Here is a 25,906-nt window from a genome sequence, read left to right on the forward strand (position 1 = left end):
GCTAGTTTCTCACGATCGGGTGCTCACTCAGGCCTTGGGCCGCATGTCGTAGATCCGCCGCAGCTTGCCGTTGGACCGCTCCAGCGAGCCGGGCTCGACGACGTCGACCGTGCAGGAGGAGCCCACATGGATCTTGATCTGCTGCTGCAGGGCCTTGGCGGCCGCCGCCGCGCCCTCGGCCGTGACGGCGTCGCGGCGCTCGATCTTAACGGTCATCTGGTCCATCCGATGGCCCTCGGGCCGGGTGAGCTCCAGCTGGAAGTGCGGGCTGAGCTCGGGGATGCGCAGAGCGATCTCCTCGATCTGTGACGGGAACAGGTTCACGCCGCGCAGGATGATCATGTCGTCGCTGCGGCCGGTGATGCGGCCCATGCGGCGGTGCGCCGGGCGCGCGGTGCCCGGCAGCAGCCGGGTGAGGTCCTTGGTGCGGTACCGGATGATCGGCAGCGCTTCCTTGGTGAGAGAGGTGAAGACGAGCTCGCCCGGTTCACCGTCGCCCAGCACCACCGTGGGGTCGAAGGCGTCGATGATCTCGGGGCGGAAGTGGTCCTCCCAGATGTGGCTGCCGTCCTGCGTTTCCACGGCTTCGCCGGCGACGCCCGGGCCCATGACCTCGGAGAGGCCGTAGATGTCGCAGGCCTTGAGGTTCATGGTGGTCTCGAGCTCGTGCCGCATTTCCTCGGTCCACGGCTCGGCGCCCAGGACCGCGTACTTCAGCGACGTGGAGGCCGGGTCGATGCCCTGCTTGATCATCGCGTCGGCAATGGTCAGCAGGTACGTGGGGGTGGCCAGGATGGCGTCGGGCTTGAAGTCCTGGATGAGCGTGATCTGGCGCTCGGTCTGGCCGCCGGAGATCGGGATGACGGTGCAGCCGAGGGCCTCGGCGCCGGCGTGGGCGCCCATGCCGCCGGTGAACAGGCCGTAGCCATAGGCGTTGTGCACCTTCATGCCCGGCCGGACGCCGGAGGCGCGCAGCGAGCGGGCCACAAGCTTGGCCCAGTCGGCGAGGTCCTTCTTGGTGTAGCCCACCACGGTGGCGCGGCCCGTGGTGCCGGAGCTGGCGTGGATCCGCGCGACCTCGTGCTGCGGCACGGCGAACATGCCGAAGGGGTACTCGAGGCGGAGGTCCTCCTTGGTGGTGAAGGGGAACTTGCCGAGGTCGGAGAGTTCACGCAGGTCCGTCGGGTGGACGCCGGCCTCGTCGAACTTGCGCTTGTACAGGGGGACGCGGTCATAGGCGTAGGCCACCGTGTGCTGCAGGCGGCTGAGCTGGAGCGCCTCGAGCTCGTCGCGGGAGATGGTCTCCTCGCGGTCCAGGACAGCGTCAGTTGTGGCGGCGGCAGTTTCTTGGGTCATCAGTGGTTCCCTGTTTCTATTTCTTGGAGATGGTGCGGCTGCGGCCGCGGAACTCGGCGATGAGTTCGCCCGGGAGGATATCGGTGGGGAGCTGGCCCGGAAGGGTTGCTGCGGGGGCCGCGCCGGCCGGTGCCGCCGTCGGGATGCCCGCGCCAGGATCGGCGGCGTAGATCTGGATGTCGTACAGCCCGCTGCGTCCTGTGCTGGCGCGGCGGTTCGCGACGGCGGTCAGCACTTGTCCGCGGAAGGCGGGTTTCAGGAAGTTGATGTCGACGCCGGCAGCAACGGTGATGTTGGAGTCCTCGCCCGGGAGCGGATTGGCCGGGTTGCAGGCCAGCGCGAAAGCCGTGTCGCCGAAGGCGAAGATCATTCCGCCGTGGGCCATGCCGAAGCCGTTGAGCATTTCCTGCCGGAGTCTCATGCGGATCGTGGCATGCCCGTCGTCCAGCGCGAGGACTTCGATGCCCATCCATTCCGAGGCGTAGTCGTCTTTCAGGATGGGGTGGGTGCCCCCGGAAACCGTCAGTTCAGCCATGCGTCGTTGCCTCCAGCTTTATTTACCGAATGTTCATTAGGTAATCCCATTTTGGACCAAGCTGTCAAGAGCCGGTAGGCGTTGGTGCCCTGCTGGGACCAAGAGGCATGGACGAACAAGCGTACGTCTTGACTCGCTGGTGCGAAGGACACATACTGAATTCGGGCCCCGGCTGCAATGACGAAACCGGCGGCAACTCAAGAACCTTGGAAGGGATTTGCCATGACTGAAGTGGCCTTTGACATCAACCGCAACGTGGACCTGTTCCGTGTGAACCGGGCAGACGAACTGGCCGCCGCGCCGGGACAGACGCTGAATGCCCGCCGCATCTCCGGCGTCAGCAAGGAAAGCAGTCCCGTTGAGCGACTCTGGTTCGGCAAGGTCTTCACCGGTCCCGGGGAGATCTCGGATGCCCACCACCACGGGGAGGCCAACACGGGAGGCTATGTGCTGAAGGGCCGTGGCTTTATCCGCTACGGCGAGGGCTACGGCCAGATCGTCTACCTGGAAGAGGGTGACTTCGTCTTCGTGCCGCCGTTTATGCCGCACATCGAAGGCAACGCCAGCAAGACCGAGGAACTGGTCTGGATGACCACCCGCACGCCGGACAACATCGTCGTTAACCTGCGCGACCAGGACGTCGTGGACCTTGAAATCGACTACCGGTCCTGATTTCCCCCAACAATAGGGCGGCTACCGAAAGGTAGTCGCCCTTTTGCTGTCGTTGGTCCAAATATAGGGGCGGCTACCGAACAGGTAGCCGCCCCTTGTCGTTGCTAGGTGCCGGTCAGAAGGACCGGGGAAGTCCCAAGTGCTTCTCGCCGATGTAGTTGCGCGTCATCTCGTCAGTAAGCGGCGCGAACGTGTACAGCCGGGCATCGCGGAAGTAACGCTGCATGGGCAGGCCGCGGAAGAAGCCCCAGCCGGCCATGACCCGCATGCCAACGTCGGTGGTGGTGGTTGCTGCGTCGGACGCTGCTAGCTTCGCCATGGCGGACCAGGTCTCATTGGTTCCCTCGCCGCCGTCGGACGCTTCTGCCGCCTGGCGCAGGAGGAGCCTGGCGGATTCAATTTTCACGCTGGCATCCACCAGATTGTGCTGGAGCCCCTGGAAGGAGCCCACGGGGCGGCCAAAAGCGTGCCGCTGACGTGCCCATCCGACGGCGGTTTCCATGGCTCCGCGGGCGATCCCCAAAGCCACCGCGGCCCCATTGAGCCGCTCGCCGTTGAGCGTATCCAGAACCTGGCGGAATCCCCTGTCCAGTTCACCCAAGACGTTTGCTGCCGGGACCCGCACGTCGTCGAGGTAGACGTCGCACTGCGCGAGGCCGCGGATGCCCATGGTGTCGATGACTTCGGTCCTGATCCCGGGTGTGGAGCGGGGGAGTAGGAACATGGTGATGCCGTCAATGGCGGAGCGGGTGGTTTCGCTGGTCCGGGCCAGGAGGATCAGGTAGTCCGCGTCCATCGCACCGCCGATCCATTTCTTCTGTCCGGAGATGGAGTAGCTACCGTCCTCCAGGCGGGTGGCGTTGGTCTTCATGGCCCGGGCAACGTCAGTTCCGCCGTCGGGCTCGCTCAGTCCGAAGGACATCTTGGCTTTGCCGGCATGCAGCGGAGCCAGGAACTCTTCCTGCTGCCGGCGGTTGCCGTAGGTGTGAAGGAGCTGGACGCCCATGTACTGGACCACCATGCTCACGGCCACCGACGTGGGGCCGGCGCCGAGTTCCTCAAGAACCACCGCCTGCGCCTGGTGTTTGGGTCCGCGGCCGTGGAGCTCGCCGTCGAGCTTGATCAGACCGGCGGCGCCAATCTCGCGGTATAGCTCGACGTCGTATTCTTCGGCTTCGTCGAACTTGTTGAGCCGCTCCGGCGTGACGTGCTCGGCGAGCATGGCGCGCACACGTGTCCGCAGCGCTGCGAATTCGTCGGGCTCGGAGATTTCGGCCGGCGGTGCCGGGCGGAAATTGTCCTGGATTGTCATGGCCTACTTCCTTTTCATGATGAAGCTGCTGCTGAACGTCATGACGGTGGAACCGTCCTGTTTCAGTACGGAGTAATCGATTTTCCAGATGCCCTGGTCCGGTTTTTTGGTCTCGCGCGCCATGGCTACCGTGGCCTCAACATGGATAGTGTCCCCGATGAACACCGGGGCGAGGGCACGGACCTCATCCAGGCCCAGCCATGCGACCACGTTGCTGAAATACCCCGTTTGGGTCATCAGGCCCAGGCCGAGGGACATGGTCAGCGGCCCGTGGGCGATGCGCTGTCCGAACGGCGTCGTTGCCGCATAGGTTTCATCCAGGTGCAGGGAGACGAGGTCGCCGGTGAGGCCCGCCCACTGGACCAGATGTGCATCCGTGATGGTCATACCTGCCGTGCGGACCACGTCGCCTGCCACCAGATCTTCCCAGTAGTGGTCAGGGCGGCCTTTGGGTTGCGGCAGGGTGGTGCCGGCCAGTTGGGGATCGATGCTGTGCATGTCTCTCTCCTGTTCGGGTGAATGAGGTCGGAGCCTAGGGGAATCGTAAGTCCACCTGGAATAAGACTAGACTAGCGAACGCTTGTTCGTATACTAATGAAGGACAGCAACTCGAATTCCTGGAGGCCCAACATGAGTGAAGCTACGATCGTCGCCCCCGCGCCGGTGTCGGACATCGAAGTCCCGGCAGCAACCGTGCACGAACAACTGACCGAGAAGCTCGCTTCGGCCCGCCTCGGTGGCTCAGAGAAGAACCGCAAGAAGATCACCGAATCAGGAAAGCTCCTCGTTCGGGAACGCTTGGCAATCCTGTTCGACGACGAAAACTACATCGAGGACGGGCTCCTCGCCCGCTATGAGGAAGGCCTGCCCGGTGACGCCGTCGTCATCGCGTTCGGCCGCGTTGACGGGCGCGAAGTGTGCGTCATCGCCAACGATTACTCCGTCAAGGCCGGCACCTGGGGCAACCGCACGTTCGAAAAGATCACCCAGGCGCAGAAGAACGCGGATGCCGCCGGCATCCCCATCGTTTACCTCTTCGACTCCGCCGGTGCCCGCATCGACGAACAGTTCGAGAGCTTCGCCGGCCGCCACGCCTGGGGCAACATCTTCTACAACCAGGTCCAGATTTCCGGTCGTGTTCCCCAGGTTTGTGCCCTTTTCGGCCCGTCGCCTGCGGGTTCGGCCTACGTTCCGGCGCTCTGCGACATGACCATCATGGTCCGCGGGCACGCAACCGCCTACCTGGGATCACCCCGCCTGGCGGAAATGGTCACCGGCGAGAAGGTGACGCTGGAGGAAATGGGCGGCGCCGAGATGCACTGCACGGTCTCCGGCCTGGGCGACGTCCTGGTGGAAAGCGACGAGGAAGCCCTCAACGCAATCCGCGTCTGGCTGTCCTTCCTGCCCGCAAACTGGGAAACCCCCGCGCCGCTGGCCCCCGCAATCGAGCCGCGCCCCGGACGCACCCTGCAGGAAATCGTTCCGCTGCGCGAGGCCGAGGTCTTCGACATGGAGGAATTCGTGGAATCCCTCGTGGACGAAGGATCCTGGTTCCCGTACAAGGAGTTGTTCGCTCCCGAGATGCTGACCGGCTTCGCCCGCATCAACGGCCGGCCGGTGGGGCTGGTGGGCAACCAGCCCAGGCACATGGGCGGCTCTATCTTCCCCGACTCCTCGGACAAGGCTGCCCGCTTCATCTGGATCTGCAATGCCTACAACATCCCCATCGTCTTCCTGGTGGACATCGCGGGCTACATGATCGGATCTGCCGTGGAGCGCCAGGGCATCATCCGGCATGGAGCCAAAATGATCTTCGCCGTCTCTGAGTGCCGGGTTCCGAGGATCACGGTCCTGGTCCGCAAGGCCTACGGCGGCGGCTACCTTGCTATGTCCGGTGCCCCCATGAACCCGGACGCTGTCATCGCGCTGCCCACGGCCCGTCCCGCACTGATGGGTCCGGATGCCGCAGTCAACGGCATCTACTACAACCAGATCCACGAGATTGAGGATCCGGCAGAGCGCAAGGCGTTCATCCTGGCTAAGCAAGCCGAGTATGCAGAAGGCATCGACGTCTTCAAGATCGCCAACGCGAACGCTGTAGAAGCTGTTGTCCCCGCCAACGAGCTGCGCGCCGATCTGACCAGGCGGCTGGGCCTGTACTCCAAGCGCAAGATGGTCCCCGTGGAGCGGCGCCAGGCCGTCACCCCGGCCTAAGGCGCGCGGCACATGATCAAGGTAGTGGCCGTTATCAAAGCCAAGCCGGAGCTGACCCGGGACGAGTTCCTGCACTTCTGGAACGTGGAGCACCCGGCCTATGTGCGCAAGCTCCCAGGCATCATCCGGTACCGGCAGAACCCTGCAATCGAGCACCGGAAGCCCTGGCCATACAGCGGCATGGCAGAACTTTGGTTCTGCTCGGTGGCCGACGTCAAGGCCGCCTATGCAGGCCCTGAAGGCAAGGAGCTGTTCGACCACGAGCACCACTTTTTGGAGAGTGTCGAATGGTTCTTGGCCGAAGAAGTCGACGTGCCGCTGGCCGTGGAGGACTGACCCGTGCCCAAACGCATCACCTACCTGGAGAAGCGGGACGGCCTGGCCCGGAAGGACTTTCGCACGCACTGGTCCACGACGCACGCCGAGATTGCCCGTGCCCTGTCCGGTGTGACGGACTACCGGCAGAACCATCTGCTGGAATCCGCGCCGGGGCTCGGGGCGGGGCTGTACCGTGTGGACGGCATCGTTGAACTGTGGTTCGCCGCCGACGACGTCGTACACGCCGGCTTCGACTCCGCGGTGGCGGACCGCCTGATGGTCGATGAGCAGGAATTCCTCAGTGGCCTCACGGGGGGACCGGTGACCGCCGGCGCGCCCCACGCCCCGTGGCCGTTCAAGCTTTGGGTGCTGGCACGCTGGCGCGACGGAACTGACAACGACTTTGACGCGGTTGACCGCTGGGCGGGGCCGCTGTCTGCAACATTCGACGGCGCCCTCGGCCGGGCCGTGAACGTGCTCGTTCCCGGGGCGGATCTGTTGGTCCGCGCGGCGCTGCGCCGGGAGGAACATATTCCGGAGGTTGCCATCTCCTTCGGCTTCGCCGACGAGGCGGCCGCACGTGCCGCCGCCAGCATGCTGCCGGCCCACGTGGACGGGGTCCAGGGTATCCTGACCGGATTGTATACCCGCGTCGCCGAGGAACTCGTCATTATCTGATGGAGGTCCGGCGATGACGCCAGTCGGCGGTGTGGTCCGCTTCGTCCTGCTCGGCGCTGCGTGGGGCTCCAGCTTCCTGCTGATGAAACTGGCGGTGCAGGGGCTTTCCCCGGGCCAGGTGGTCCTCGGACGGCTGGTCCTCGGCGCACTGGCGCTGACCCTGCTTCAGCTCGTGATGCGGCGGCCGTGGCCGCGGCAGCGCAAGCTGTGGTCGCACCTGGCGGTGACCGCCGGCGTCGGCTGCGTCCTGCCGTTCCTGCTGTTCGCGTGGGCGGCCGAGCGCATTCCCAGCGGACTCTCCAGCGTCCTGAATTCCGCCACGCCGCTGGCCACCGCGGCTGTCACCGCGCTGGCCCTGCGGCAGGAGAAAGTCACGCCGCGGAAGACCGTCGGCATCGTGGCCGGAGCCGCCGGAATCCTCGTGGTGCTCTCGCCGTGGCGGTTCTACGCCGGGGACGCCCTCGATTTGTGGGGGCAGATGGCTTGCCTCGCGGCCGTGCTGTGCTTTGGCGTCGTCTTTTCCTATACCAAGAAGTACGTTTCGCCCTACGCGGCGGACCACATAGGGATCCCGGCGGTCCAAATGGTCGCGGCGTCATGATGCTGGTCCTGGCTCCGCTCATTGCAGCCGGGGAAACCTCGCTGACGGCCCCGGTGGTGGTCGGCATGCTGCTGCTGGGTGTCGTCAGCACCGGCCGGGCATATGTCTGGAACTTCCGCATCATCGCCGAGTGGGGCGCCACGGCGGCGTCGACCGTCGCCTACATCACCCCGCTCGTAGGGGTGGCGCTCGGCGCGGTGGTGCTCCGGGAGGAAGTCAGCTGGAACCAGGTGGCCGGCGCTGGGGTGGTTATCGGCGGGATCGTCCTGGCCCAGTCAGGGCCGAAAGCGCCGGAGAAAGCCCCGGACGAGGAGTTGGAGGAAGCAAGGTGAACACGCCCCGCGGCACAAGCACGCCCCACGATTGCGAGGACCTCAGGAGCTTTGAGGACATCAGGAATCTGAAGTCCGACTATTTCCGTCACGTTGATGCCAAGCGGTGGTCGAGCCTCCGCGCCCTGTTCCACGCCGACGCGAAGTTCCATGGATTTCCCTTCGCCGCGGACGACGCCGACGGGTTCATCGGCGGCGTGTCGGGCTTCCTCGAGGGCGTCGAGTCGGTGCATCAGGGTTTTATGCCCCGCCTGGCCGTCACGGGCGACGGCGGCATCCGCGGGATCTGGTCGATGCATGACTACTTGGTCTGGGCCCACGACAGCAGGCCTTATCGGGGCGCCAGCATCGCCGGACTCTACGGAATCCGGGGATACGGCTTGTACGAGGAGGAATACCGGCGGCTCGACGGGCAATGGCGGATTGCTGCCATGCGGCTGGTGCGGACCAGAGTTGACCTCCTGGTGGGTGAACCCCTGCAGCTCCCCGGCCAGGAGTTCGGCGCACCGGACCCTGACTGGATGCCCCGAACCTGACCCCAGGCACCTGAACGGCCGCCTTAAACCACCGGGGTCAGCCCCGGCACCCCCGCGTGGACGCCGGAGGTTGCCAGATACCGGATGTGGGCGGCCGTCTCGCTCAAGGCCAGCCTGAACTGCAGCGCGCCAAGCGACTCCCAGCCCCGGGACCATGTGAGCTGCCGGGCCACCTCGTGCACCGTGGGCGCGCCCTTGCCCAGGACGTCCAGGACTTCCCGTGAACGCTCCGCAATGTGCTTTTCGAGGACCCTTGCGCGGTGGCCCACGCCACGGAACCGGTATTCGTGTGCAGGGCAGACCTCGTAGTGGTCGTTGCCCGCGATCCGCTGCAGCGACTCAATATTGTGCCGCAGCGGATCGGTGTCGCCGCGGATCTCCAGGGACACGTTGGGGGAGATGCGGGGGAGGACATGGTCGCCGGACAACACCAGTTCGCCGTCGTCATCCCACATGCAGATGTGCCCCGGGGTGTGGCCCGGTGTTTCCATAATGCGCCAGTTACGTCCGGCCGCGGCCAGAGTGTCCGCATCGCCCAGCCGCCGGTCGGGGTCGGCGAGGCGCCGCATGTCGTGGAGTCCCTGAGGGCTCATGGCGGCTTCGGCCACCCGCCCCTCGGGGACGCCCCAGGTCCGCATGCGCTCGCGGTCCCGTTCCGATTCCGCATGGGCGTCATCGAACGCGGAGATGTGCCGCCGTTCCTGTTGCCCCAAAGCGATCCACGCGCCGGAGCCCCGCGCAAGGCGCGCCGCCATCCCGAGGTGGTCGGTGTGGAAATGCGTGGCCACGATCCCGCTGATTTCACGCGGCCCCACGTCCAGACGGCCCAGGGCAGCCATCAGCTGGCCGTGTCCCCCGTCGCTGTCAAAGCCGGGATCCACCACCACGCACTCATCGCCATCGAGCAGCACGTAGCTGAGCGTGTAGCGCATCGGATTTCCGGGAAAGGCAACCGGAACGCTGTGGACACCGGGCGCCACTACCTCCACCGGCGGGAGGACGCGGCGTTGCCAGGCCTCCTTCTGGGCGGTCCCGGTGATGGTGATGCCGTTGGTCTGCATCGTCTTAGTCTGCATGGTTATTGAAAAGCGAAAAGAGTCTGGTGGCGCCGCCGTCGATCAGGAGGTCCGCGCCGTTGATGTTGCGGGCGTCGTCCGTCAGCAGGTACGCGATCATGGCGCCGATTTCGGCGGGGTCAACGATGGTCTGGGTGGGGACGCGGCGGCGTACCTGGTCACGGACCTCCTGGATGACCATGGGGGTGTCCACTACGCCGGGGCAGATCGAGTTGATAGTGATTCCGGTACCCCAAAAGTCCTCAAGGAGGGAGCGCGTGAGGTTGGCCAGTCCGGCTTTGGAGGCGGCGTAGCTCGGGTACGGGTAGCCCGTCACGCCGGCGATCGAAGCGATGTTGACGATCCGCCCCCAGCCGGCCTCGATCATTCCGGGGGAAAACGCCTTGATCAGGTTGAACGGACCCACCAGGTTCACGTCCAAGGCGCGCCGGAAGGACTCCGCGGTGCTGTCCGCGAGGTACTTCCGGTCGAGGATGCCGGCCGCGTTGACCAGCGCCTGCACGGGCCCCACCTTGGCGGTCACCTCGGCCAGCAGCGTGCCGACGGCGGCCTCGTCCGCCACGTCGGCGGCAAACGCTACGGCCTTCCCGCCGGAGTCGCGGATGGCCCGGGCGGCCGCCTCGCTGCTCCCGGCGTCGAGGTCCACGCAGACGATGGTGTGGCCGGACCCGGAGAGGCGGGCATTGATGCCGCGGCACATGCCGCCGCCCGCTCCGGTCACCAGGACATTGAGGGAAATGCTGCTCATGATGCTGTGTCTCCTTCAGGAGTTCGAGTCGGAGCGCCCGGCGTTGGGCCCCCGCGTCAGGTGCTGCTTGTTGCCAGCGACGGATAGTCGGTGTAGCCCTCGGGGCCACCACCGTAGATGCCCGTGGGGCGCAGGGGTTCGAGTGGCGCCTGGGTCAGGAAGCGGTCCGGGAGGTCGGGGTTAGCGATGAAGAGCCGGCCGAAGCCCACCAGATCCGCCGTTCCGTCAGCGAGGAGTTGTTCGGCGGAAGCCTGGTCATGTCCACCCGTGACGATGACGACGCCGTCGAACAAGGCAGCGAGTTCGGCCGTGGGGACGGACGCGGCCGGCCGTTCCACGGTGGTGGACCCTGCGATCTCGGGTTCCACCAAGTGGAGGTAGGCGATTCCCAAGTCACTGACAAGGCGCACCACCGAGGAATACAGGGTGCGCTTGTCCGAGTCGTTGGCGTCCATCCATTCCGACGACGGCGAGAGGCGGACGCCGATGCGTTCCATGGGAAGGTGGCGGGCCACCTCGGTGACTACCTCGCGCAAGAACCGCATACGGTTTTCGAGGGAGCCGCCGTAGTGGTCGGTCCGGCGGTTGGACCCGTCGTTGAGGAATTGATCGATCAGGTAGCCGTTGGCGGCGTGCAGCTCCACGCCGTCGAATCCGGCCCGGACCGCGTTCCGGGCCGCCGCTCCGTAAGCTTGGATAATCCCGGCGATCTCCGCCGCCGACAGTTCGCGGGGCGTCTCGTAAGGGATCCTGCCGGCCGCACTGCGGTACTGGTAACCGGTGATGGCAACGGGTGAAGGCGCCTTGGGGGGCAGGCCGTCCGGCTGGACACTGGAATGGGACTGCCTTCCCACGTGCCATAGCTGGGCGTAGACCACGGCGCCCTCCCGCTTTGCGGCCTCCACTACCGGCCGCCAGGCCGTCACCTGGTCCGGGGAGTAGAGCCCGGGAACCCGGGCGTAGGCCGAAGCCTGGGGCGTGATGACGGCACCCTCGCTGATCACCAGGCCCGCACCGGCACGTTGCCCGTAGTACTCCTCCATGAGTGGCGTAGGCACGCCGTCATCATCGGCGCGGCTGCGGGTCAGCGGTGGCAGCACAATGCGGTTTCGCAGCGGCTGGCCTCCGAGGGAGAAGCTGTCAAACAGGGTGCTCTGGGGTTCCACGGATGTCTCCTACTGGCTTACGAGCGTTCGTACGACTAAAGTGAGTTTTGCGGATGTTGGGAGCCATGTCAATATCCCCGCCCCTAAAAGCGGACGCTTGTTAGGATTAGCGGAGATATGACCGACACGATCACTGAGGGGGAGGCCAAGATGACCGTCCGAGCGGAACGAAACACTGCCCAGACCATCCGGGAAGGCGCAGCCAAGCTTTTTTTCGAGCGTGGTTACGATGCAACCACGCTGCGGCAGGTGGCCTCGTCCGCGGGGCTCAAGGTCGGCAGCCTCTACAACCACATCGACAGCAAGGAAGACCTCCTGCTGCAAATCATGGGGGGCATCATCGATGACCTGCTCGAGCGCGTCCGGCAAGCTGTCGCTGACGCGGACGGAGGGGACAGTGTCGATCTCCTCCAGGCTGCCCTGGCTGAGCACATCACCTTCCACGCGGAGCGTGCCCAGGAAGTCTTCATTGGCAACGCGGAGCTGCGCTCGCTGCCCCAGGGTGCACGTGATGTGGTCATCAAGAAGCGCGCCGACTACGAAGCGTTCCTGGAGGTCCTGGTGTCCGCCGCGGGGCAGGCTGGACTCGCGGACGTCATCGACGCCAAAATCCACGTGTACAGCTTCGTTGCCCAGGCCACCCATATCGCAGGCTGGTTCAAGCACGGCGGCCGGTTCTCGCTCGAGGAGATTGTCCGGATCTACACGCGCCTGGCGCTGCGGGAGCTGAAGGTCGCGGACGCTGACGAACGCGTCGGTCGGGTGGTCCTGGACAGCTCAGCCACATAGGTAGCCGAGGCAGCGCCTCGCGCCGTTTTCGGACACCGCCAACGGCCGTTTTCGGACACCGCCCAAGAGTGTCGGAATCCGCCAAGAACCGGAACGCCCGGCTGGAATATCCGGCCGGGCGTTCCGGTCTTAAGGCTGGCTGCCGCGTCACTGGCCGGACCGCCAGTGCGGTCAGGCCGGCGACGTCAGGCGAGTGTGGTCAGTGCTCCTCCTGCAGCGATTGCTTGAACCGCTCCGGCAGCGTCAGGGTGGCAATGACGGAGATGATCACCAGGCTGAGGGCGATGGCCGTCAGGGCGGCCGTTCCGTTCTCGGTGTTCTGGAAGATCCAGGCCGCAATGAACGGGATAGGGGCGCCGAAGATCAGGCCGGCGAGGGTCATGCCGAGGGCTGAGCCGGTGTAGCGCATGCTCGTCGGGAGCGATTCCGAGAAGAACGCCGCCTGGGTACCGGCAGTGACCTGGATGCCGCACAGGGCCAGGGCGATGATCGCGACGCTGGCGGGGTAGTTCATGGAGTTCATGATGGGGAACATTGTGCCGGCAGCTACACCCTGCAAGGACAGGCCGAGGAGGAAGGTCTTCTTGCGGCCGATGCGGTCGCTGAGCTTGCCGCCGAAAATAGCGGCCGGGATGGAGATCAGGTTGGCCACGAGCAGCAGGCCGAAGGTGATCGAGTTTTCGTAACCGAGTTCCTTGGTCAGGTAGTTCACGGCGTAGGTGACGCTGATCCAGAACAGCCCAGCGGACGCAGCCCAGGACAGCACCAGCTTGATGACGGTTCCCGGCTTCTTCGCGATCACGGCCAGGGCACGCTCCTGGGGAACCGCGGACTCGGCAGCTTTCCTCTGGTTCTCCTTGAAAGCCGGAGTTTCTTCGACCCGCTGGCGGATGAATACGCCCACCACGAGCAACAGCACACCCATCAGGAAGGGGATCCTCCAGCCCCACGCGGCAAAAGCGTCCTTGGAAAGGAACATCGCCAGCCCGGTGAGGGTGATCGAGGCGAAGGTCTGCGCCAGCGGAGAGCCGGTGGCCAGGATCCCGCCGAACAGGCCTCGATGGTTAGTGGGCGCGTGCTCGACGACGAGCACTTGAACGCCGGTGGCCTCGCCGCCGAGGGCGAAGCCCTGGAGGAAGCGAAGCACCACCAGGAGCGTCGGGGCAACAATTCCCGCCACGGCGTAGGTGGGCAGCAGGCCAATCAGCACCGAGGACACGCCCATGAGGATAAGGGTGAACATCAGGACGTTGCGTCGGCCGATCTTGTCGCCCAAGGCACCGAAGACGATTCCGCCGAGGGGGCGGGCCACCATGCCGGCCCCGAAGGTGGCAAACGACGCGAGGATCGCCGAGTTCGCATCAAAGCTGGGGAAGAAGAGCTGGGGGAAGAGGGTTGCCGACAGGGTGCCGTACACAGCGAAGTCGAACCACTCCAGTGCGGTGCCGAACGTGCCGCTCGCCACGGCGGTCCTTGCTGTCTTCGGATCGAACGTCGGTGCTTCGAGCACCAAGAGCGGCGGGGGCTGAACAGGATTCGTCAATTCCGACATTGGAACTCACTCCTTGGATAGGTGGAAAGTCAGTGGCGTTCGCCGGTCTCCGTCGTGTGCAGCGAACCGCAACCACACTCCGCATCCTCTTCGTCAGGGAGGGCTCGGACCCTAGGGGCAATATACCCGGGGTTCGATGGAGAAGAACAAGCGTTCGTACATGAACAAGCGTTCGTACGAAGTGTAGGGTGTGATGTGGATCTCGCGCAAGGGCCCCCGGGGGTGCCTCTCCGCACCTGCCCGCCGATCCGTCAGCGCCCTCGACCGTGGACTCGGATCCCTCTTGCGGAGGGAACCAACTCATACTAAACTTTCGAACGAACGCTTGTTCGTTGAAGAATAAGCACTGCGGAGTCCGGCTTGTCGGACCCGCACCAGCCACACCGAGGAGCAATCATGCGAACGATTGGTGAGTGGATCAAACTCAACCACCGGCGCTACCCGACGCGCGAAGCCATCGTCGACGGCGCCCGCCGGCTGACCTTCGCCGAGCTCGCCGAGAGCGCATGGGGCCTGGGGAGGGGCCTGCGGGACGCCGGCGTCGGCGTGGGTAACACCGTGGGGGTGCTGGCCGGAAACTCGACCTTTAATGCCGAAGTCTTCTTTGGGGTCGCGGCCGCCGGCGGAACATACGTTGCCTACAACTGGCGTTGGGCACCGGCGGAGCTCGCGGCCGGCATCAAGGAGACCGGCGCGAAGATCATCCTGGTGGAGGAACGGCTCATTCCCAACGCGGAAGAGGCCCTGGAAATACTGGGCCGAACCGAGCAGGAGCTGCCGCGGCTGGTCCGACAGGGTGCCGAGGTCGACGCCCTGCGCACCGGATCCGGTCCGTTGGAGGATGTCACCACACTGGACAGCCCGCTCTGCATCATCTACACGGGCGGAAGCACTGGTACGCCCAAGGGCGTGGTCATGTCCCAAAGGGCAGCAGCGGCCAACGCATTCAACGAAATGTACGACTGCAGGATGGGCAGCCGCCGCGAGGAACGCGGCCTGATCATCACACCGTTCTTCCACTCGGCGGCACTGCTGTGCTGGCTGGTGCCGCACTTCATCGCCGGTGCCACCAGCGTGATCGCCGAGAAGTTCAACGACGAATTGATCGTGGACCTGGTGGGGCGGGAGCGGGTCACCAACACATTCCTCATCCCGAACATGATGCGCCGGCTGATGGAAAACGGCGTCTTTGCGGACCCGGCCATCAAGACCCATCTCAAGGCGGTCCATACGGGTGCCGGCCTGCTGCGGATGCCGGACAAGCAGCTTTTCACTGACCTGCTGCCCGACGCCGAACTGTACTTCCGCTACGGCCTCACCGAGGCGGGGCCCATGGTCACCCGGCTCAAGCCGGAAGACATGCTGGATCCCGCCGTCGACGGTTCGATCGGCACAGAGTACCTGCTGGCCGAGGCGCAGCTCCAGGATCCGTTCGGCGAGCCGGTTCCCCCGGGTGAGCTCGGCGAGATCTGCGTCAAGGGCCCGTCCCTGATGACCGGCTACTATGGCCGGCCCGAAGCTACCGCCGAGGCCTTCCGCGGCGGCTGGCTACACACCGGAGACCTGGCCGTGCAGGACGAGCGAGGGTATTACTTCTTCCGGGACCGGCTGAAGGAAATGATCAAGACCGGCGGTGAGAATGTCTATTCCGCCGAGATCGAGCAGGCGCTGTACCTGCACCCCGCCGTCCTGGAAGCAGCTGTTGTTGGTGTCCCGGACCCGCGCTGGGACGAGGAGGTGCGGGCCGTGGTCGTGCTCCGCAGCGGACTGCAGGCGAACGGCGAAGAACTATCCACCTTCCTCCGCGGGCACCTGGCAGGCTACAAGATTCCAAAAAAGATCGTCTTCCTGGGTGCCGACCAGCTGCCGCGGTCCGCGGCCGGAAAGCTCGTGAAGGCTCAGCTGAAATCGAACCTGGGATGGGGCGCATGAAACTCGCAACCGTACGGATCGAAGGCGGCACCGCAGCCGCCGTGGAGGTGGACGGTGTACTGGCGCTCTTGCCGTTTGCAGACGTCGGCGAATGGCTCCGTGCCGGATCGCCGGCAGTGGACCAGTACGACGGCGGCACACGCCTTGCGATTGACGGGGCCGACTTCGCGCCGCTGGTCACCGCTCCCGGAAAGATTGTGTGCGTCGGGCTCAACTACCGCGAGCACATCCTTGAGATGGGCCGGGAACTGCCGCAGCACCCCACCCTCTTCGCCAAATTCTCGGACGCCCTGATCGGCGCCAACGATCCCATCGTCCTGCCGCCGGGTTCCGAATCCGTGGACTGGGAGGCCGAGCTCGCCGTCGTTATCGGAAACAGGGTCTCGCGGGCCTCGGCAGAGGAAGCCGCGGCGGCGATCGCCGGTTTCACGGTGGCAAACGACATCTCAGCCCGCGACTTCCAGCGCCGGACGCCCGAGTGGCTGCAGGGCAAGACCTTCGACGCCACCACCCCGCTGGGTCCGTTCCTGCTGACGGCCGATGACGCCGGACACGCGCCGGACCTGGAGATTTCCTGTTCGGTGGATGGTGTCGCCAAACAAAAGGCGCACACCAGCGACCTGGTGTTCAGCCCCGTTGACCTGGTCCGCTACATTTCCGCGATCACCACGCTGCACCCGGGCGATGTGATTCTCACCGGCACGCCGGGAGGCGTAGGCGACGGCCGCACTCCCAAGGAACTCCTCACCGACGGCAGCGTCGTCACCACCTCGATCGACGGCATCGGCCAATGCCGCAACGCCTGCATCCTGCGCTGATTTCGGCGCCCTAGCTCTAAGGACAATCATGTTCAGCAAAATCCTGATCGCCAACCGCGGCGAAATCGCCGTCCGAGTGGCACGCAGCTGCCGCACCCTCGGCGTCGAGTCCGTTGCCGTTTATTCGACGGCGGACGCCGCGTCCATGCACGTCCGGGCGGCGGACACCGCCATCGACCTCGGCGACGGTCCCGCCAGCAGCAACTACCTGAGCATCCCCAAGATCATCGCGGCGGCGCTCGAGTCGGGTGCCGAGGCCATTCACCCGGGTTACGGCTTCCTGTCCGAGAACCCGGAATTCGCGTTAGCCGTTGCGGACGCGGGCCTGACATTCATCGGACCGTCTGCGCATGCCATCACCACCATGGGCGGCAAAGTGGCTGCCCGCGATGTCGCCATCCGCGTCCAGGTCCCCCTGGCGCCGGGCACCGATGGAGCCATTGCCAGCGCGGCCGCCGTCGAGGCGTTCGGCGCTGAGCACGGCTACCCCGTCCTGGTGAAGGCCTCAGCTGGTGGGGGCGGACGCGGCATGCGCCGCATCGACTCCGAACCCCAGGCCAAAGAAGCCTTCGACGCCGCCGTCCGTGAAGCTACAGCGGCCTTCGGCAACGGCGAGGTCTACCTCGAGCGGTACCTCACCCACGCACGCCACGTTGAGGTCCAGGTCTTCGCCGACACGCACGGAAACACCGTCTACGTGGGTGACCGCGACTGCTCTGTGCAGCGCCGCCACCAGAAGCTGGTGGAAGAGTCCCCGGCCCCCGGTCTCTCCGACACCCTGCGCCGGAACATGGGTGAGGCCGCCGTCCGGCTGGCCCGCGAGGTTGGCTACGTCGGCGCCGGCACCGTTGAGTTCCTGGTGGAGGACGAGAAGTTCTACTTCCTCGAAATGAACACCCGCATCCAGGTGGAACACCCGGTCACCGAAATGGTGCACGGCGTGGACCTCATCGCGGAGCAGATCCGCGTGGCGGCGGGCGAGGAGCTGTCCATCATGGGCAACCTGACGCCCAAGGGTGCAGCCATCGAGGCACGCATCAACGCCGAGGACGTCGCGGAAGGCCGGTTCCTGCCCGCCCCGGGTCCGGTGGACCTCCTCACCGCACCCGTTGGCGAGGGCCTGCGCTTCGACGCAGGCTACGAGTCCGGCGACACGGTGCTGCCGCTGTACGACAGCCTCATCGGCAAGCTGATTGCCTACGGCCCGGACCGCGAGACGGCCATCAAGCGCCTGCTCGGCGGCCTGGAGCGGCTGCAGATCGAGGGCGTACCCACCACGGCCCCCGCCGCACAGACGATTGTTGCGCACCCGGATTTCCAGGAGCTTCGCTTCAGCACCCTGTGGCTGGAAGAGACCGTTGACTTCACGGAACCCGAGCCCGTGGACCGCGCCAACGTGGAGGTGGGCGGACGCTTCTACATCATCCCCACGTTCAACGACTACGGCAGCGCGGGCGGCTACGGCAACGCCGCCCCCGCCCTGGCCGATCCGTCAGCCGCAGATCCGGCGGCCGCCACCGGCCGGACGCGGCAGGCAAGGGCCAAGCGCGAGAAAGTCAGCGACGGAACCGTCAAGGCACCGATGCAGGGCACCATCATCAAGATCAACGCGGCCGCCGGGCAGAGGGTGGCCAAGGGCGACGTGCTGTTTGTCCTGGAAGCGATGAAGATGGAGAACCCCATCACCGCGCCGGTCTCCGGCGTGGTCGGTGAGATTACCGCCGTCGTGGGCGATTCCATGGCCGCCGGCACCCTGCTGACCAAGATCACCGAGGAGGTGGCGGCATGAAGCCATACCGTTCGCTGCTCTTTGTCCCCGGGCACAAACGGGACTGGATCGACAAGGCGCTGAACTCCGAGGCCGACGCCATCATCATCGACCTGGAGGACTCCGTCCCCGAGCAGGACAAGGAACTGGCCCGCACCAACGCCCGCGAAGCACTGGAAGCCCACGACGGCTCAAAGGGCATCCTGGTCCGGCCCAACGCCCTGGACACCATCTTCTTCGGCCGTGACGTGGCCGACGTGACCCACCGCAACCTGACCGCATTCCTGCTCCCCAAGCTGTTCTCCCGGGACGACGTGGTCCGGTTCGATGCGCTGGTGACGGCGGCGGAGCTCGATCACGGCATTGCCCGCGGAACCGTTGAACTGGTGCCCTCTCTCGAAACCGCCGCCTCCATCAATAAAGTGGATGAGATCCTGACCGGACCGCGGGTTGGCGGCGTAATGGCAGCGGCCGCCAAAGATGCGGACGTCTCCCGGGAGGTCGGCTTCCGCTGGACCGCCGCGGGAATGGAGACGCTGTACCTCCGGAGCAAAGTGGTGGTGGCGGCCCGTTCCGCCGGCATCCGCACCATTGTCCTGGGGCTCTGGCAGGAGGTGCGGAACCTGGAGGGGATGCGCAGCTTCGCGCAGGACAACAGCGGCCTGGGCTACACCGGGCAGGTGCTGATCCACCCTTCGCACGCTCCGATCGCCAACGAGGAATACGGCCTGACCGAGACGCTGAAAGGCTACTACGAGGGCCTGATCGAGGCTTTCGAGGAAGGCCAGCGCAACGGCCACGGGGCCGTCTCCTACTGCGGGGACCACATTGACCTGGCCCACGCCAACCACGCCCGCGAGGCTCTCGCCCTCGCCGCCGCGTAACCGCTACCTCAACAAAACCCACCCAAGCAAAGGAGGCCAGTCATGGCCGGAATGTATTACGAGGACTTCACCGTCGGCGACGTCATCAAGCACGAGGTCACCAGGACTGTCACCGAGACGGACAACCTGCTGATCACTGCACTGACCATGAACGTCCAGCCGCTGCACCTGGATGCGGAGTTCGCCAAGAAGAGCATGTTTGGACGCCAGATCGTCAACAGCATTTTCACCCTAGGTCTTGTCACGGGAATCCCCGTCCAGGACACCACCCTCGGCACTACCCTGGGAAATCTTGGCTTCCGGGACATCGAGTTCCCTAAGCCGGTGTTCTTCGGTGACACGCTGCGGGTGGAGACCGAGGCCTTGGACAAGCGTGAATCGAAGTCGCGTCCGGACACCGGAATTGTGGGCATCGAACACCGCGGCTACAACCAGGACGGCGAACTGGTCTGCGTTGTGCGCCGGACGGCGCTGATGCTGCGTCGCGCCGGTCAACTGGCGGAAGCAGTGGCCCCCAGCCATTCATAGTGGGTTGACTCACGCTCTGCCTGGCCCAGGTCGCCGCAGGAGGTGACAGGATAGGAGGACCTGCACCAGCACAGCAAAGGGCGGATCATGGCCAAAGGAATTTACGTCAGCGCGACCACCCCGGGCTCCGGCAAGTCCCTCATAGCGCTGGGGCTGGCGGACACCCTCCATCGGCACGCGGACCGGATCGGCTTCTTCAAGCCTGTGGTTCACGGCAACGACGCCGCGGCGGACCCGATGGTGGCGCTGATGAAGGCCCGGTTCGATCTTGACGACCAGCGCTGCCGGGGCGGGCTGACCTTTGCCGAGGTCCGCGGGCTGCTGGCCGAGGGAAACAGGGCCGAGATCGACGCCCGCTGCGTGGAGATCTTCGCCGAAATGTCCCGCCACTGCGACGTCGTGATTGTGGAGGGGACGGACCTCACCGGCCAGGATGCCGCCGTCGAATTCGACCTCAACGCTCGCCTGGCGAACAACCTGGCCGCCTCGATCGTGGCCGTGGTCGGCGCGAAGGGGCGGACCGTCGCGGAGGCTGCCGACGCCGTCGAGGTTGCCCGCAAGGAACTGGCGGCGGAACGCTGCAGCCTCCTGGCCATCATGGTGAACCGCGCCGACCCGGAGGACGTGGACGGGATCATCGCCGCCGTGAAGCCCGGCGCGTCCGGCCGCCCTGTCTACGTCTTCCCCGAGCTGGAGGACATCGCACGGCCCACCACCGGGGAGGTGGCCTCGGCCCTCGGGATCCGCCAGGTGGCCGGCCGGCAGGACATGGAACGCGACGTCCATTCCATCAAGGTGGCGGCGATGAACGTGGCCAACTTCCTGCACGTGCTCGACGACGGCGCCCTGGTGATCGTTCCGGGTGACCGTGCGGACGTGATGGTCGCGTGCCTCGCGTCGTCGTTCTCGCCGGAGTTTCCGGTGCCGTCGGCGCTCATCCTCACCGGCGGCCTGGCCCCGGACCCCAACATCTACTCGCTGCTGGCGCAGGCTCCATTCCCCGTGTTCGCGGCCCCGGACGATACGTACACCACCGCCAAACGGGTGTCCGAGGTCCGCAGCGAGATCTGGTCGGGGCACCGCCGCAAGGTGGCCTCGGCCGTTGGGCTGTGGGCGAAGCGCGTGGACGAGGCCGAGCTGGTGGAGCGGCTGCACCTGCCGCGGCTGGAGCGGATGACGCCGCTGCGGTTCCTGCACGACCTCATTGAGCGGGCCCGGCTGCAGCGCCGGCACATTGTCCTGCCCGAGGGCAACGACGTGCGGATCCTGCGGGCCGCCGAAATTCTGCACCGGCGGGACGTCTGCGACCTCACGATCCTGGGCAACGAGTCGGCAGTCCGGGAGTTGGCGTCCACCCAGGGCATCGACCTCTCCGGCATGAGCATCGTGGACCCCGCGACGTCGGAGCTGCGCCAGCAGTTTGCTCAGAAGTACGCGGAGCTGCGGGCGCACAAGGGCGTGGACCTGGCCCGGGCGCTGGAAGTCATGCTCGACGGCAGCTACTTCGGCACCATGATGGTGCAGCTCGGAGTGGTGGACGGCATGGTGTCCGGCGCCGCGCACACCACGGCCCACACCATCCGGCCCGCGCTGGAGTTCGTCAAGACGCGGGACGGCGTAAAGATCGTCTCCTCGGTGTTCCTGATGCTGATGCCGGACCGGGTGCTGGTCTACGGCGACTGCGCGGTCAACCCTGACCCGAACGCGGAGCAGCTGGCGGATATCGCGCTGGCCTCAGCCGAGACCGCAGCCCAGTTCGGCGTGGAGCCGCGGGTGGCCATGCTGTCCTACTCCACCGGCGGGTCCGGGACCGGGGAAGCAGTGGACAAAGTCCGGCAGGCCACCGAAGTCGTGAAGGACCGCCGCCCGGATCTCGCCGTCGAGGGCCCCATCCAGTACGACGCCGCCGTGGACGCCGCGATCGCCCAGTCCAAGATGCCCGGCTCGTCCGTCGCCGGGCAGGCCACCGTGTTCATCTTCCCGGACCTCAACACCGGCAACAACACCTACAAGGCGGTGCAGCAGTCCTCGGGCGCGGTCGCCGTCGGGCCCGTCCTGCAGGGGCTCCGGAAGCCGGTCAACGACCTCTCCCGCGGGTGCACCGTGGAGGACATCGTGAACACGGTGGCCATCACCGCCGTGCAGGCGCAGTCCGTGACTGACAGCGCGTCAGCCGAGGCGCTAGACTCCGACGCGCAGCCCGCGCAGGCGGGGCGCGCCGGAGCCTAGGGCTTGGTGCTACTCGTTGCTGCTGCGGTCGGCGCGGGCCACGGGGAGGTCCCCGAGCCGGTCCACTTGCTCGGCCAGGGCATCGATCACGGCGCGCAGCTGGACCTGGGCCACCTTGGTGTAGGTGCGGACATACTCGATTTCCTGAATGGTGTCGGTGTAGCCGGCCGCCGTGGCCGCCGGCACAGGAACGGCCTCCCGCGTGGCCACGGAGTCCTCGGCGCGGCGCAGGATCTCGCTGTACTGCGTGCGGGCGCTGGCTACGAGGTCCTTCGAGTACTGCTCGGCCTCGGCCACGAACTTCTCGGCGAGAATCTGCGCCTGCGTGATGACCTTGACCATCTCGTCCTTGGCTTGGGGACTTACTGCGCCCGGCTGGCGCTGGTCCGCCTCGAGTTGCTCGGCAACAGCGCGAAGGAACTCGTGGACGGATTGCTGGTCGTACCCGCGTCCCACCACCTCGAACGAGGCGTTGCGGACGTCGGAAGGGCTGATGCGGCCTTCTGGGCTAGCGGTGCTCATGGTATACCTCTCCCTGGTCTGCGCCGGTGGCAGAGGAGTTGTCCTCGACACCTGCGTAGTCTTCGTACCGTATATCGGCGCGCGGGGTGCCCGCCGCAACGAGTTCGCTGATGGTGTGCCCCACCATCGCCGTCGATCCGGCCACGAGGGCCAGACGGCTGGGTGCCTCGGGGTGTGCCGCTGCCACGGTGCCCACGTAGCCCTGGGCGCCCGGGAAGGTCGCGTCGTCGGAGACGACCGGGTGGTAGCTGAACCACGGCTCCCTCGAGTCGAGCTCGGCGAGCCGCTGCTGGTCGTAGAGGTTCCACGGGACCCGTGCCCCGTGGAAGAGGTCCACCCGCGGCCCGGTCCCGTACTCGCCCCATTGCTGCCGGACGGCGTCGACGATCGCGGCCATGGGGGCGAGCCCGGTCCCGCCGGCAACCATGAGCAGGTCCCGTGAACCCTCGAGGGCGAGCTGGTCCCCTACAGGGGCGCCGATGCGCACCGTATCGCCCACCTTGGTCCGGCGGACGGCGGCGGTGCTGAAGAGGCCGCCGGGGATCAGTTGGACGTGCAGTTCGATTGTGCCGTCGGCGCGGGGGGCGTTGGCAGGACTCAGGAAGCGCCAGGTCCGCGGGAGGGCGGGAACCTCCACCGAGGCCGACTGGCCGGGCGAGTAGGTGAAGCCGTCCGCGACGCGGACCTCCAGGACCGTGACATCCAGGCTTCGGCGCTCGACGGCGGTGACCTCGCCTTCCCACCACGGCGGAGTAGTATCCGAGGCCTCCTCGGCGGCCATGACCATGACCTTGGCGATCAGTCCGTACGCCTCGGCCCACGACTGCGCCACCTCGTCGGTCCATTCCGGACCGAGGTACTTCTGCAGCGTCGCCAGGAAGGAAGCCCCCACCATCGAGTACTGCTCAGGCGTTACGGAGAAGCGGCGATGGTCGCGGCCGAGTTGGCCGATGAATCCGGCCACCTCGTCAATTTGATCCGCGTGGCTCACAATGTGCCCGAGGGCGGCGAAGAGTTTGTCCCGCTGGCCGGCCATCGAGACCGGGAACATTTCGCGTAGCTCCGGGTGGGACAGGAATAAGTGCGAGTAGAAGTACAGGGGGACTTCGTCCCCGAGCGCGGCCGCCATGGACCAAGTCCTTTTCAGCCCACCGGCATCCATCCAAAGGCCCTTCTGTCGGGGTCGTCCTCCGCCGGTTCGGGCGGAGCGGGCCCCCCCAGCACCCCGGCAAACTTACCCCATTGCCGGTCCGCAGGTCCAACGGGTCTAGGCACCCACGCCGCAGGCCCGGGCCTTCCTCGCGGCACCTTGAAAGGGGCCGGGCAGGCCGGCTCCGCCGCGGCTTTCGCAACGGATTGGCGCCCTTGCCGGGTCCGGCAATTTATAGTGGAACCGACGGAGCGCTCGGCCAGGCTCCGGCGTGATGCCAGTCCCGACGCACCCTCGACGGTAGCGTCGAAGCCAAGGCTTAGGAGGCCCCATGCTCGTGCTCGTCATCAACTCCGGCTCGTCCTCGCTCAAGTACCAGGTGCGCGACGTCGAGGCCGGCAGCGTGCTCACCGAGGGCCTGGTCGAGAAGATCGGCATGGGTGCCGGCGGTGAGGGCGACGGCCAGATCGAGGGCCCCCGCGACCACGCCGAGGCGCTGGAGCAGGTGGGCGCGGCCATCCACGAAGCCTTGGGGGACCGTGAGCTCGATGCCGTGGGCCACCGCGTGGTGCACGGCGGGGAGCGCTTCGCCGAGCCGGTGCTGGTCAACAACGAGATCACCCGGGCCATTGAACGGCTGAACCCGCTCGCGCCGCTGCACAACCCCGCCAATGTCCTTGGCATCCGCGCGATCTCGAAGAAATGGCCCGAGCTGCCGCAGGTGGCCGTGTTCGACACAGCCTTCCACCGCACCCTGCCCGAGCACGCCTGGCGTTACGCGGTGCCGGACGAGCTCTACACACAACACGGGATCCGCCGCTACGGGTTCCACGGCACCTCGCACGAATACGTGGCGCACCGGGCGGCAGCGCTGCTGGATGTTCCGGTCGAGGAGTTCGACGCCGTCATCGCCCACCTGGGGAACGGCGCCTCGGTCACGGCGATCCGCGGCGGCCACTCAATCGACACCTCCATGGGATTCACGCCCCTTGAGGGCCTCGTCATGGGGACCCGCTCCGGGGACCTCGATCCGTCCATTCTGGTCTTCCTGGGCCGGAACGGCTGGTCTCCCGAGGACCTGGATTCGATGCTCAACCGGCAGTCCGGGCTCAAGGGCCTGGCCGGTAACAACGACATGCGCTCTGTGGTGGAGGCCGCGGAAGCCGGCGACGCCAAGGCGGCCATGGCCCTGGCGGTCGCGTCCTACCGGCTCGCGAAGTACATCGGCGGCTACCACGTGGCCGTTGGCGGTGCGAAGGCCCTCGTGTTCACGGCCGGGATCGGGGAGAACTCGCACCAGTTCCGGAACCTGGTGGCGCAGCGGCTCGGTGCGCTCGGCGTCGAACTCGATGCCGGGCTGAACCGGGAGCGGTCCAAGGAACCCCGGGTCATTTCCACCCCGACGTCGGCCCTGCCTGTCCTGGTGGTCCCCACCGACGAGGAGCGCGCGATCGCCGAGGCGACGGCCGCCGTCGTCGCCCAGGCATCGGTTGCTCCGTAACCGCCCTTGTGGCGGCTCAAAACGGCGCTTACGGAGCAATCGATGGGTAGCGTTGGAGGCATGACCGAACCCAAGCCCCTCCCTCCGCTGCCCATCCGCACCGAACGGCTAGTGCTGCGGCGCTTTGAGGCCTCCGACCTCGATGCCTTCCACGCGTACCACTCGCTCCCGGAAACCGCCCGGTTCCTGCCCCGCGAGGCCAAGAGTTACACCCAGTCGATGGAAACGGTGGGACGGTACGCCAACTTCGAGTTCGAGAAGGAGGGCGACTGGGTGGCCCTGGCCATCGAGGCCGCGGACTCGCCGGGGCTGCTCGGCGAGGTGGTGCTGAAGTGGCTGGAGGGGTGCGGGCAGGCCGAGATCGGCTGGAGCCTGGCCCCCGAAGCGCGGGGCCGGGGCATCGCGAGCGAGGCTGCCCGGGCGCTGCTCAAGCTCGGTTTTGAGGACCTGGGCTTCCACCGCATCGACGCCAAGCTCGATGCCCTGAACACGGACTCGGCGGCGCTTTGTGAGCGGCTCGGCATGCGCCTGGAATCACGGCAGGTGGACAAGTGGCACTACAAGGGCGAATGGGCCACGGAGGTGGTGTACGCCATCCTCGCGGAGGAATGGAAGGCCCGCTAACCGGGCCCCACTGAGACGTTGACAGGCAGGTCCAGGGGACACCTTTCTGATGCCCCGGGGTTCGA

26 protein-coding genes are annotated in these 25,906 nt (G+C 66.2%); 16 read left to right on the forward strand and 10 right to left on the reverse strand.

Going from position 1 to position 25,906, the window contains the following annotated elements; genetic code table 11:
* Positions 1-27: 27 nt before the first annotated feature.
* Positions 28-1,356 (reverse strand): phenylacetate--CoA ligase PaaK, encoded by a 1,329-nt coding sequence (gene paaK, locus MRBLAR12_RS08350; protein WP_229994418.1) that lies wholly within the window; start codon positions 1,354-1,356, stop codon positions 28-30.
* A 16-nt stretch (positions 1,357-1,372) separates the two neighbouring features.
* Positions 1,373-1,891: a hotdog fold thioesterase gene (locus tag MRBLAR12_RS08355; RefSeq protein WP_364745080.1), complete on the reverse strand. Its 519-nt coding sequence runs from the start codon at positions 1,889-1,891 to the stop codon at positions 1,373-1,375.
* A 222-nt stretch (positions 1,892-2,113) separates the two neighbouring features.
* Between MRBLAR12_RS08355 and MRBLAR12_RS08360 the strand changes: the two genes are divergently transcribed.
* Complete coding sequence (locus MRBLAR12_RS08360; RefSeq protein WP_229994420.1) at positions 2,114-2,563, forward strand: cupin domain-containing protein; 450 nt, start codon at positions 2,114-2,116, stop codon at positions 2,561-2,563.
* 115 nt (positions 2,564-2,678) lie between these two features.
* Here MRBLAR12_RS08360 and MRBLAR12_RS08365 read toward each other — a convergent pair whose 3' ends face one another.
* Together MRBLAR12_RS08365 and MRBLAR12_RS08370 are read right to left on the reverse strand one after the other, a co-directional pair.
* Complete coding sequence (locus MRBLAR12_RS08365; RefSeq protein WP_364745082.1) at positions 2,679-3,875, reverse strand: acyl-CoA dehydrogenase family protein; 1,197 nt, start codon at positions 3,873-3,875, stop codon at positions 2,679-2,681.
* A gap of 3 nt (positions 3,876-3,878) precedes the next feature.
* Complete coding sequence (locus MRBLAR12_RS08370) at positions 3,879-4,373, reverse strand: MaoC/PaaZ C-terminal domain-containing protein (protein WP_229994423.1); 495 nt, start codon at positions 4,371-4,373, stop codon at positions 3,879-3,881.
* 132 nt (positions 4,374-4,505) lie between these two features.
* On the opposite strand from MRBLAR12_RS08370, the gene MRBLAR12_RS08375 reads away from it, so the two are divergent.
* Genes MRBLAR12_RS08375 through MRBLAR12_RS08400 form a run of 6 tightly spaced genes read left to right on the forward strand, consistent with a single transcriptional unit; the run spans position 4,506 to position 8,554 of the window.
* Positions 4,506-6,089, forward strand: a complete 1,584-nt coding sequence (locus MRBLAR12_RS08375; RefSeq protein ID WP_229994424.1) for an acyl-CoA carboxylase subunit beta — start codon at positions 4,506-4,508, stop codon at positions 6,087-6,089.
* Positions 6,090-6,101: 12 nt separating this feature from the next.
* Positions 6,102-6,425 (forward strand): EthD family reductase, encoded by a 324-nt coding sequence (locus MRBLAR12_RS08380; RefSeq protein WP_364745085.1) that lies wholly within the window; start codon positions 6,102-6,104, stop codon positions 6,423-6,425.
* A 3-nt stretch (positions 6,426-6,428) separates the two neighbouring features.
* Positions 6,429-7,085 carry an EthD domain-containing protein gene (locus MRBLAR12_RS08385; RefSeq protein WP_364745088.1) on the forward strand — a complete coding sequence of 219 codons (657 nt, stop codon included), beginning with the start codon at positions 6,429-6,431 and terminating at the stop codon, positions 7,083-7,085.
* 13 nt (positions 7,086-7,098) lie between these two features.
* Positions 7,099-7,686 carry a DMT family transporter gene (locus tag MRBLAR12_RS08390; RefSeq protein WP_364745091.1) on the forward strand — a complete coding sequence of 196 codons (588 nt, stop codon included), beginning with the start codon at positions 7,099-7,101 and terminating at the stop codon, positions 7,684-7,686.
* A complete protein-coding gene (locus MRBLAR12_RS08395; protein WP_364745094.1) occupies positions 7,683-8,018 on the forward strand; it encodes a DMT family transporter in 336 nt (111 codons plus the stop codon). Before MRBLAR12_RS08390 ends, MRBLAR12_RS08395 begins: the two co-directional genes overlap by 4 nt.
* Positions 8,015-8,554, forward strand: a complete 540-nt coding sequence (locus MRBLAR12_RS08400; protein ID WP_364745097.1) for a nuclear transport factor 2 family protein — start codon at positions 8,015-8,017, stop codon at positions 8,552-8,554. The genes MRBLAR12_RS08395 and MRBLAR12_RS08400 overlap by 4 nt, the downstream gene beginning before the upstream one ends.
* A 23-nt stretch (positions 8,555-8,577) precedes the next feature.
* Here the strand turns inward: MRBLAR12_RS08400 and MRBLAR12_RS08405 are convergent, their stop codons facing one another.
* The 3 genes from MRBLAR12_RS08405 to MRBLAR12_RS08415 are packed head-to-tail and all read right to left on the reverse strand — an operon-like array spanning position 8,578 to position 11,544.
* The gene (locus MRBLAR12_RS08405) at positions 8,578-9,615 is read right to left on the reverse strand and encodes an MBL fold metallo-hydrolase (RefSeq protein ID WP_364745100.1); all 1,038 of its coding nucleotides are present in this window, start codon (positions 9,613-9,615) and stop codon (positions 8,578-8,580) included.
* A 4-nt stretch (positions 9,616-9,619) separates the two neighbouring features.
* Complete coding sequence (locus tag MRBLAR12_RS08410; protein ID WP_364745103.1) at positions 9,620-10,378, reverse strand: SDR family NAD(P)-dependent oxidoreductase; 759 nt, start codon at positions 10,376-10,378, stop codon at positions 9,620-9,622.
* A gap of 56 nt (positions 10,379-10,434) precedes the next feature.
* On the reverse strand, positions 10,435-11,544 hold the full coding sequence (locus MRBLAR12_RS08415; RefSeq protein WP_229994438.1) for an alkene reductase: 1,110 nt from the start codon (positions 11,542-11,544) through the stop codon (positions 10,435-10,437).
* Positions 11,545-11,661: 117 nt separating this feature from the next.
* Between MRBLAR12_RS08415 and MRBLAR12_RS08420 the strand changes: the two genes are divergently transcribed.
* Positions 11,662-12,333, forward strand: a complete 672-nt coding sequence (locus MRBLAR12_RS08420) for a TetR/AcrR family transcriptional regulator (RefSeq protein WP_364745106.1) — start codon at positions 11,662-11,664, stop codon at positions 12,331-12,333.
* Positions 12,334-12,532: 199 nt separating this feature from the next.
* On the opposite strand, the gene MRBLAR12_RS08425 is transcribed toward MRBLAR12_RS08420, so the two are convergent.
* Positions 12,533-13,885, reverse strand: coding sequence for an MFS transporter (locus MRBLAR12_RS08425; protein WP_229994440.1), 1,353 nt, complete (start codon positions 13,883-13,885; stop codon positions 12,533-12,535).
* Between the two features lie 396 nt (positions 13,886-14,281).
* Between MRBLAR12_RS08425 and MRBLAR12_RS08430 the strand changes: the two genes are divergently transcribed.
* From MRBLAR12_RS08430 to pta, 6 genes are all read left to right on the forward strand, one after another.
* Complete coding sequence (locus MRBLAR12_RS08430; RefSeq protein ID WP_229994441.1) at positions 14,282-15,817, forward strand: class I adenylate-forming enzyme family protein; 1,536 nt, start codon at positions 14,282-14,284, stop codon at positions 15,815-15,817.
* On the forward strand, positions 15,814-16,635 hold the full coding sequence (locus MRBLAR12_RS08435; RefSeq protein WP_364745110.1) for a fumarylacetoacetate hydrolase family protein: 822 nt from the start codon (positions 15,814-15,816) through the stop codon (positions 16,633-16,635). The genes MRBLAR12_RS08430 and MRBLAR12_RS08435 overlap by 4 nt, the downstream gene beginning before the upstream one ends.
* Before the next feature lie 28 nt (positions 16,636-16,663).
* Entirely contained in the window at positions 16,664-18,424 is a 1,761-nt protein-coding gene (locus tag MRBLAR12_RS08440; RefSeq protein WP_364745113.1) for an acetyl/propionyl/methylcrotonyl-CoA carboxylase subunit alpha, read from the forward strand.
* Entirely contained in the window at positions 18,421-19,287 is an 867-nt protein-coding gene (locus MRBLAR12_RS08445; RefSeq protein ID WP_364745115.1) for an HpcH/HpaI aldolase/citrate lyase family protein, read from the forward strand. The genes MRBLAR12_RS08440 and MRBLAR12_RS08445 overlap by 4 nt, the downstream gene beginning before the upstream one ends.
* Positions 19,288-19,329: 42 nt before the next feature.
* On the forward strand, positions 19,330-19,815 hold the full coding sequence (locus tag MRBLAR12_RS08450; protein WP_364745117.1) for a MaoC family dehydratase: 486 nt from the start codon (positions 19,330-19,332) through the stop codon (positions 19,813-19,815).
* 87 nt (positions 19,816-19,902) lie between these two features.
* Positions 19,903-22,044 carry a phosphate acetyltransferase gene (gene pta, locus MRBLAR12_RS08455; RefSeq protein ID WP_364745120.1) on the forward strand — a complete coding sequence of 714 codons (2,142 nt, stop codon included), beginning with the start codon at positions 19,903-19,905 and terminating at the stop codon, positions 22,042-22,044.
* Between the two features lie 9 nt (positions 22,045-22,053).
* Here the strand turns inward: pta and MRBLAR12_RS08460 are convergent, their stop codons facing one another.
* Together MRBLAR12_RS08460 and MRBLAR12_RS08465 are read right to left on the reverse strand one after the other, a co-directional pair.
* Entirely contained in the window at positions 22,054-22,566 is a 513-nt protein-coding gene (locus MRBLAR12_RS08460) for a DivIVA domain-containing protein (RefSeq protein WP_229994448.1), read from the reverse strand.
* Positions 22,553-23,695 (reverse strand): globin domain-containing protein, encoded by a 1,143-nt coding sequence (locus tag MRBLAR12_RS08465; RefSeq protein WP_364745123.1) that lies wholly within the window; start codon positions 23,693-23,695, stop codon positions 22,553-22,555. Before MRBLAR12_RS08465 ends, MRBLAR12_RS08460 begins: the two co-directional genes overlap by 14 nt.
* Before the next feature lie 352 nt (positions 23,696-24,047).
* Here MRBLAR12_RS08465 and MRBLAR12_RS08470 point away from each other — a divergent pair, with 352 nt between their 5' ends.
* Together MRBLAR12_RS08470 and MRBLAR12_RS08475 are read left to right on the forward strand one after the other, a co-directional pair.
* Positions 24,048-25,217 carry an acetate kinase gene (locus MRBLAR12_RS08470; RefSeq protein WP_364745125.1) on the forward strand — a complete coding sequence of 390 codons (1,170 nt, stop codon included), beginning with the start codon at positions 24,048-24,050 and terminating at the stop codon, positions 25,215-25,217.
* 60 nt (positions 25,218-25,277) lie between these two features.
* Positions 25,278-25,841 carry a GNAT family N-acetyltransferase gene (locus MRBLAR12_RS08475; RefSeq protein ID WP_364745128.1) on the forward strand — a complete coding sequence of 188 codons (564 nt, stop codon included), beginning with the start codon at positions 25,278-25,280 and terminating at the stop codon, positions 25,839-25,841.
* Positions 25,842-25,906: the final 65 nt, after the last annotated feature.

Source organism: Arthrobacter sp. LAR12-1-1.1 (genome assembly GCF_040676555.1).
Lineage (GTDB): Bacteria > Actinomycetota > Actinomycetes > Actinomycetales > Micrococcaceae > Arthrobacter.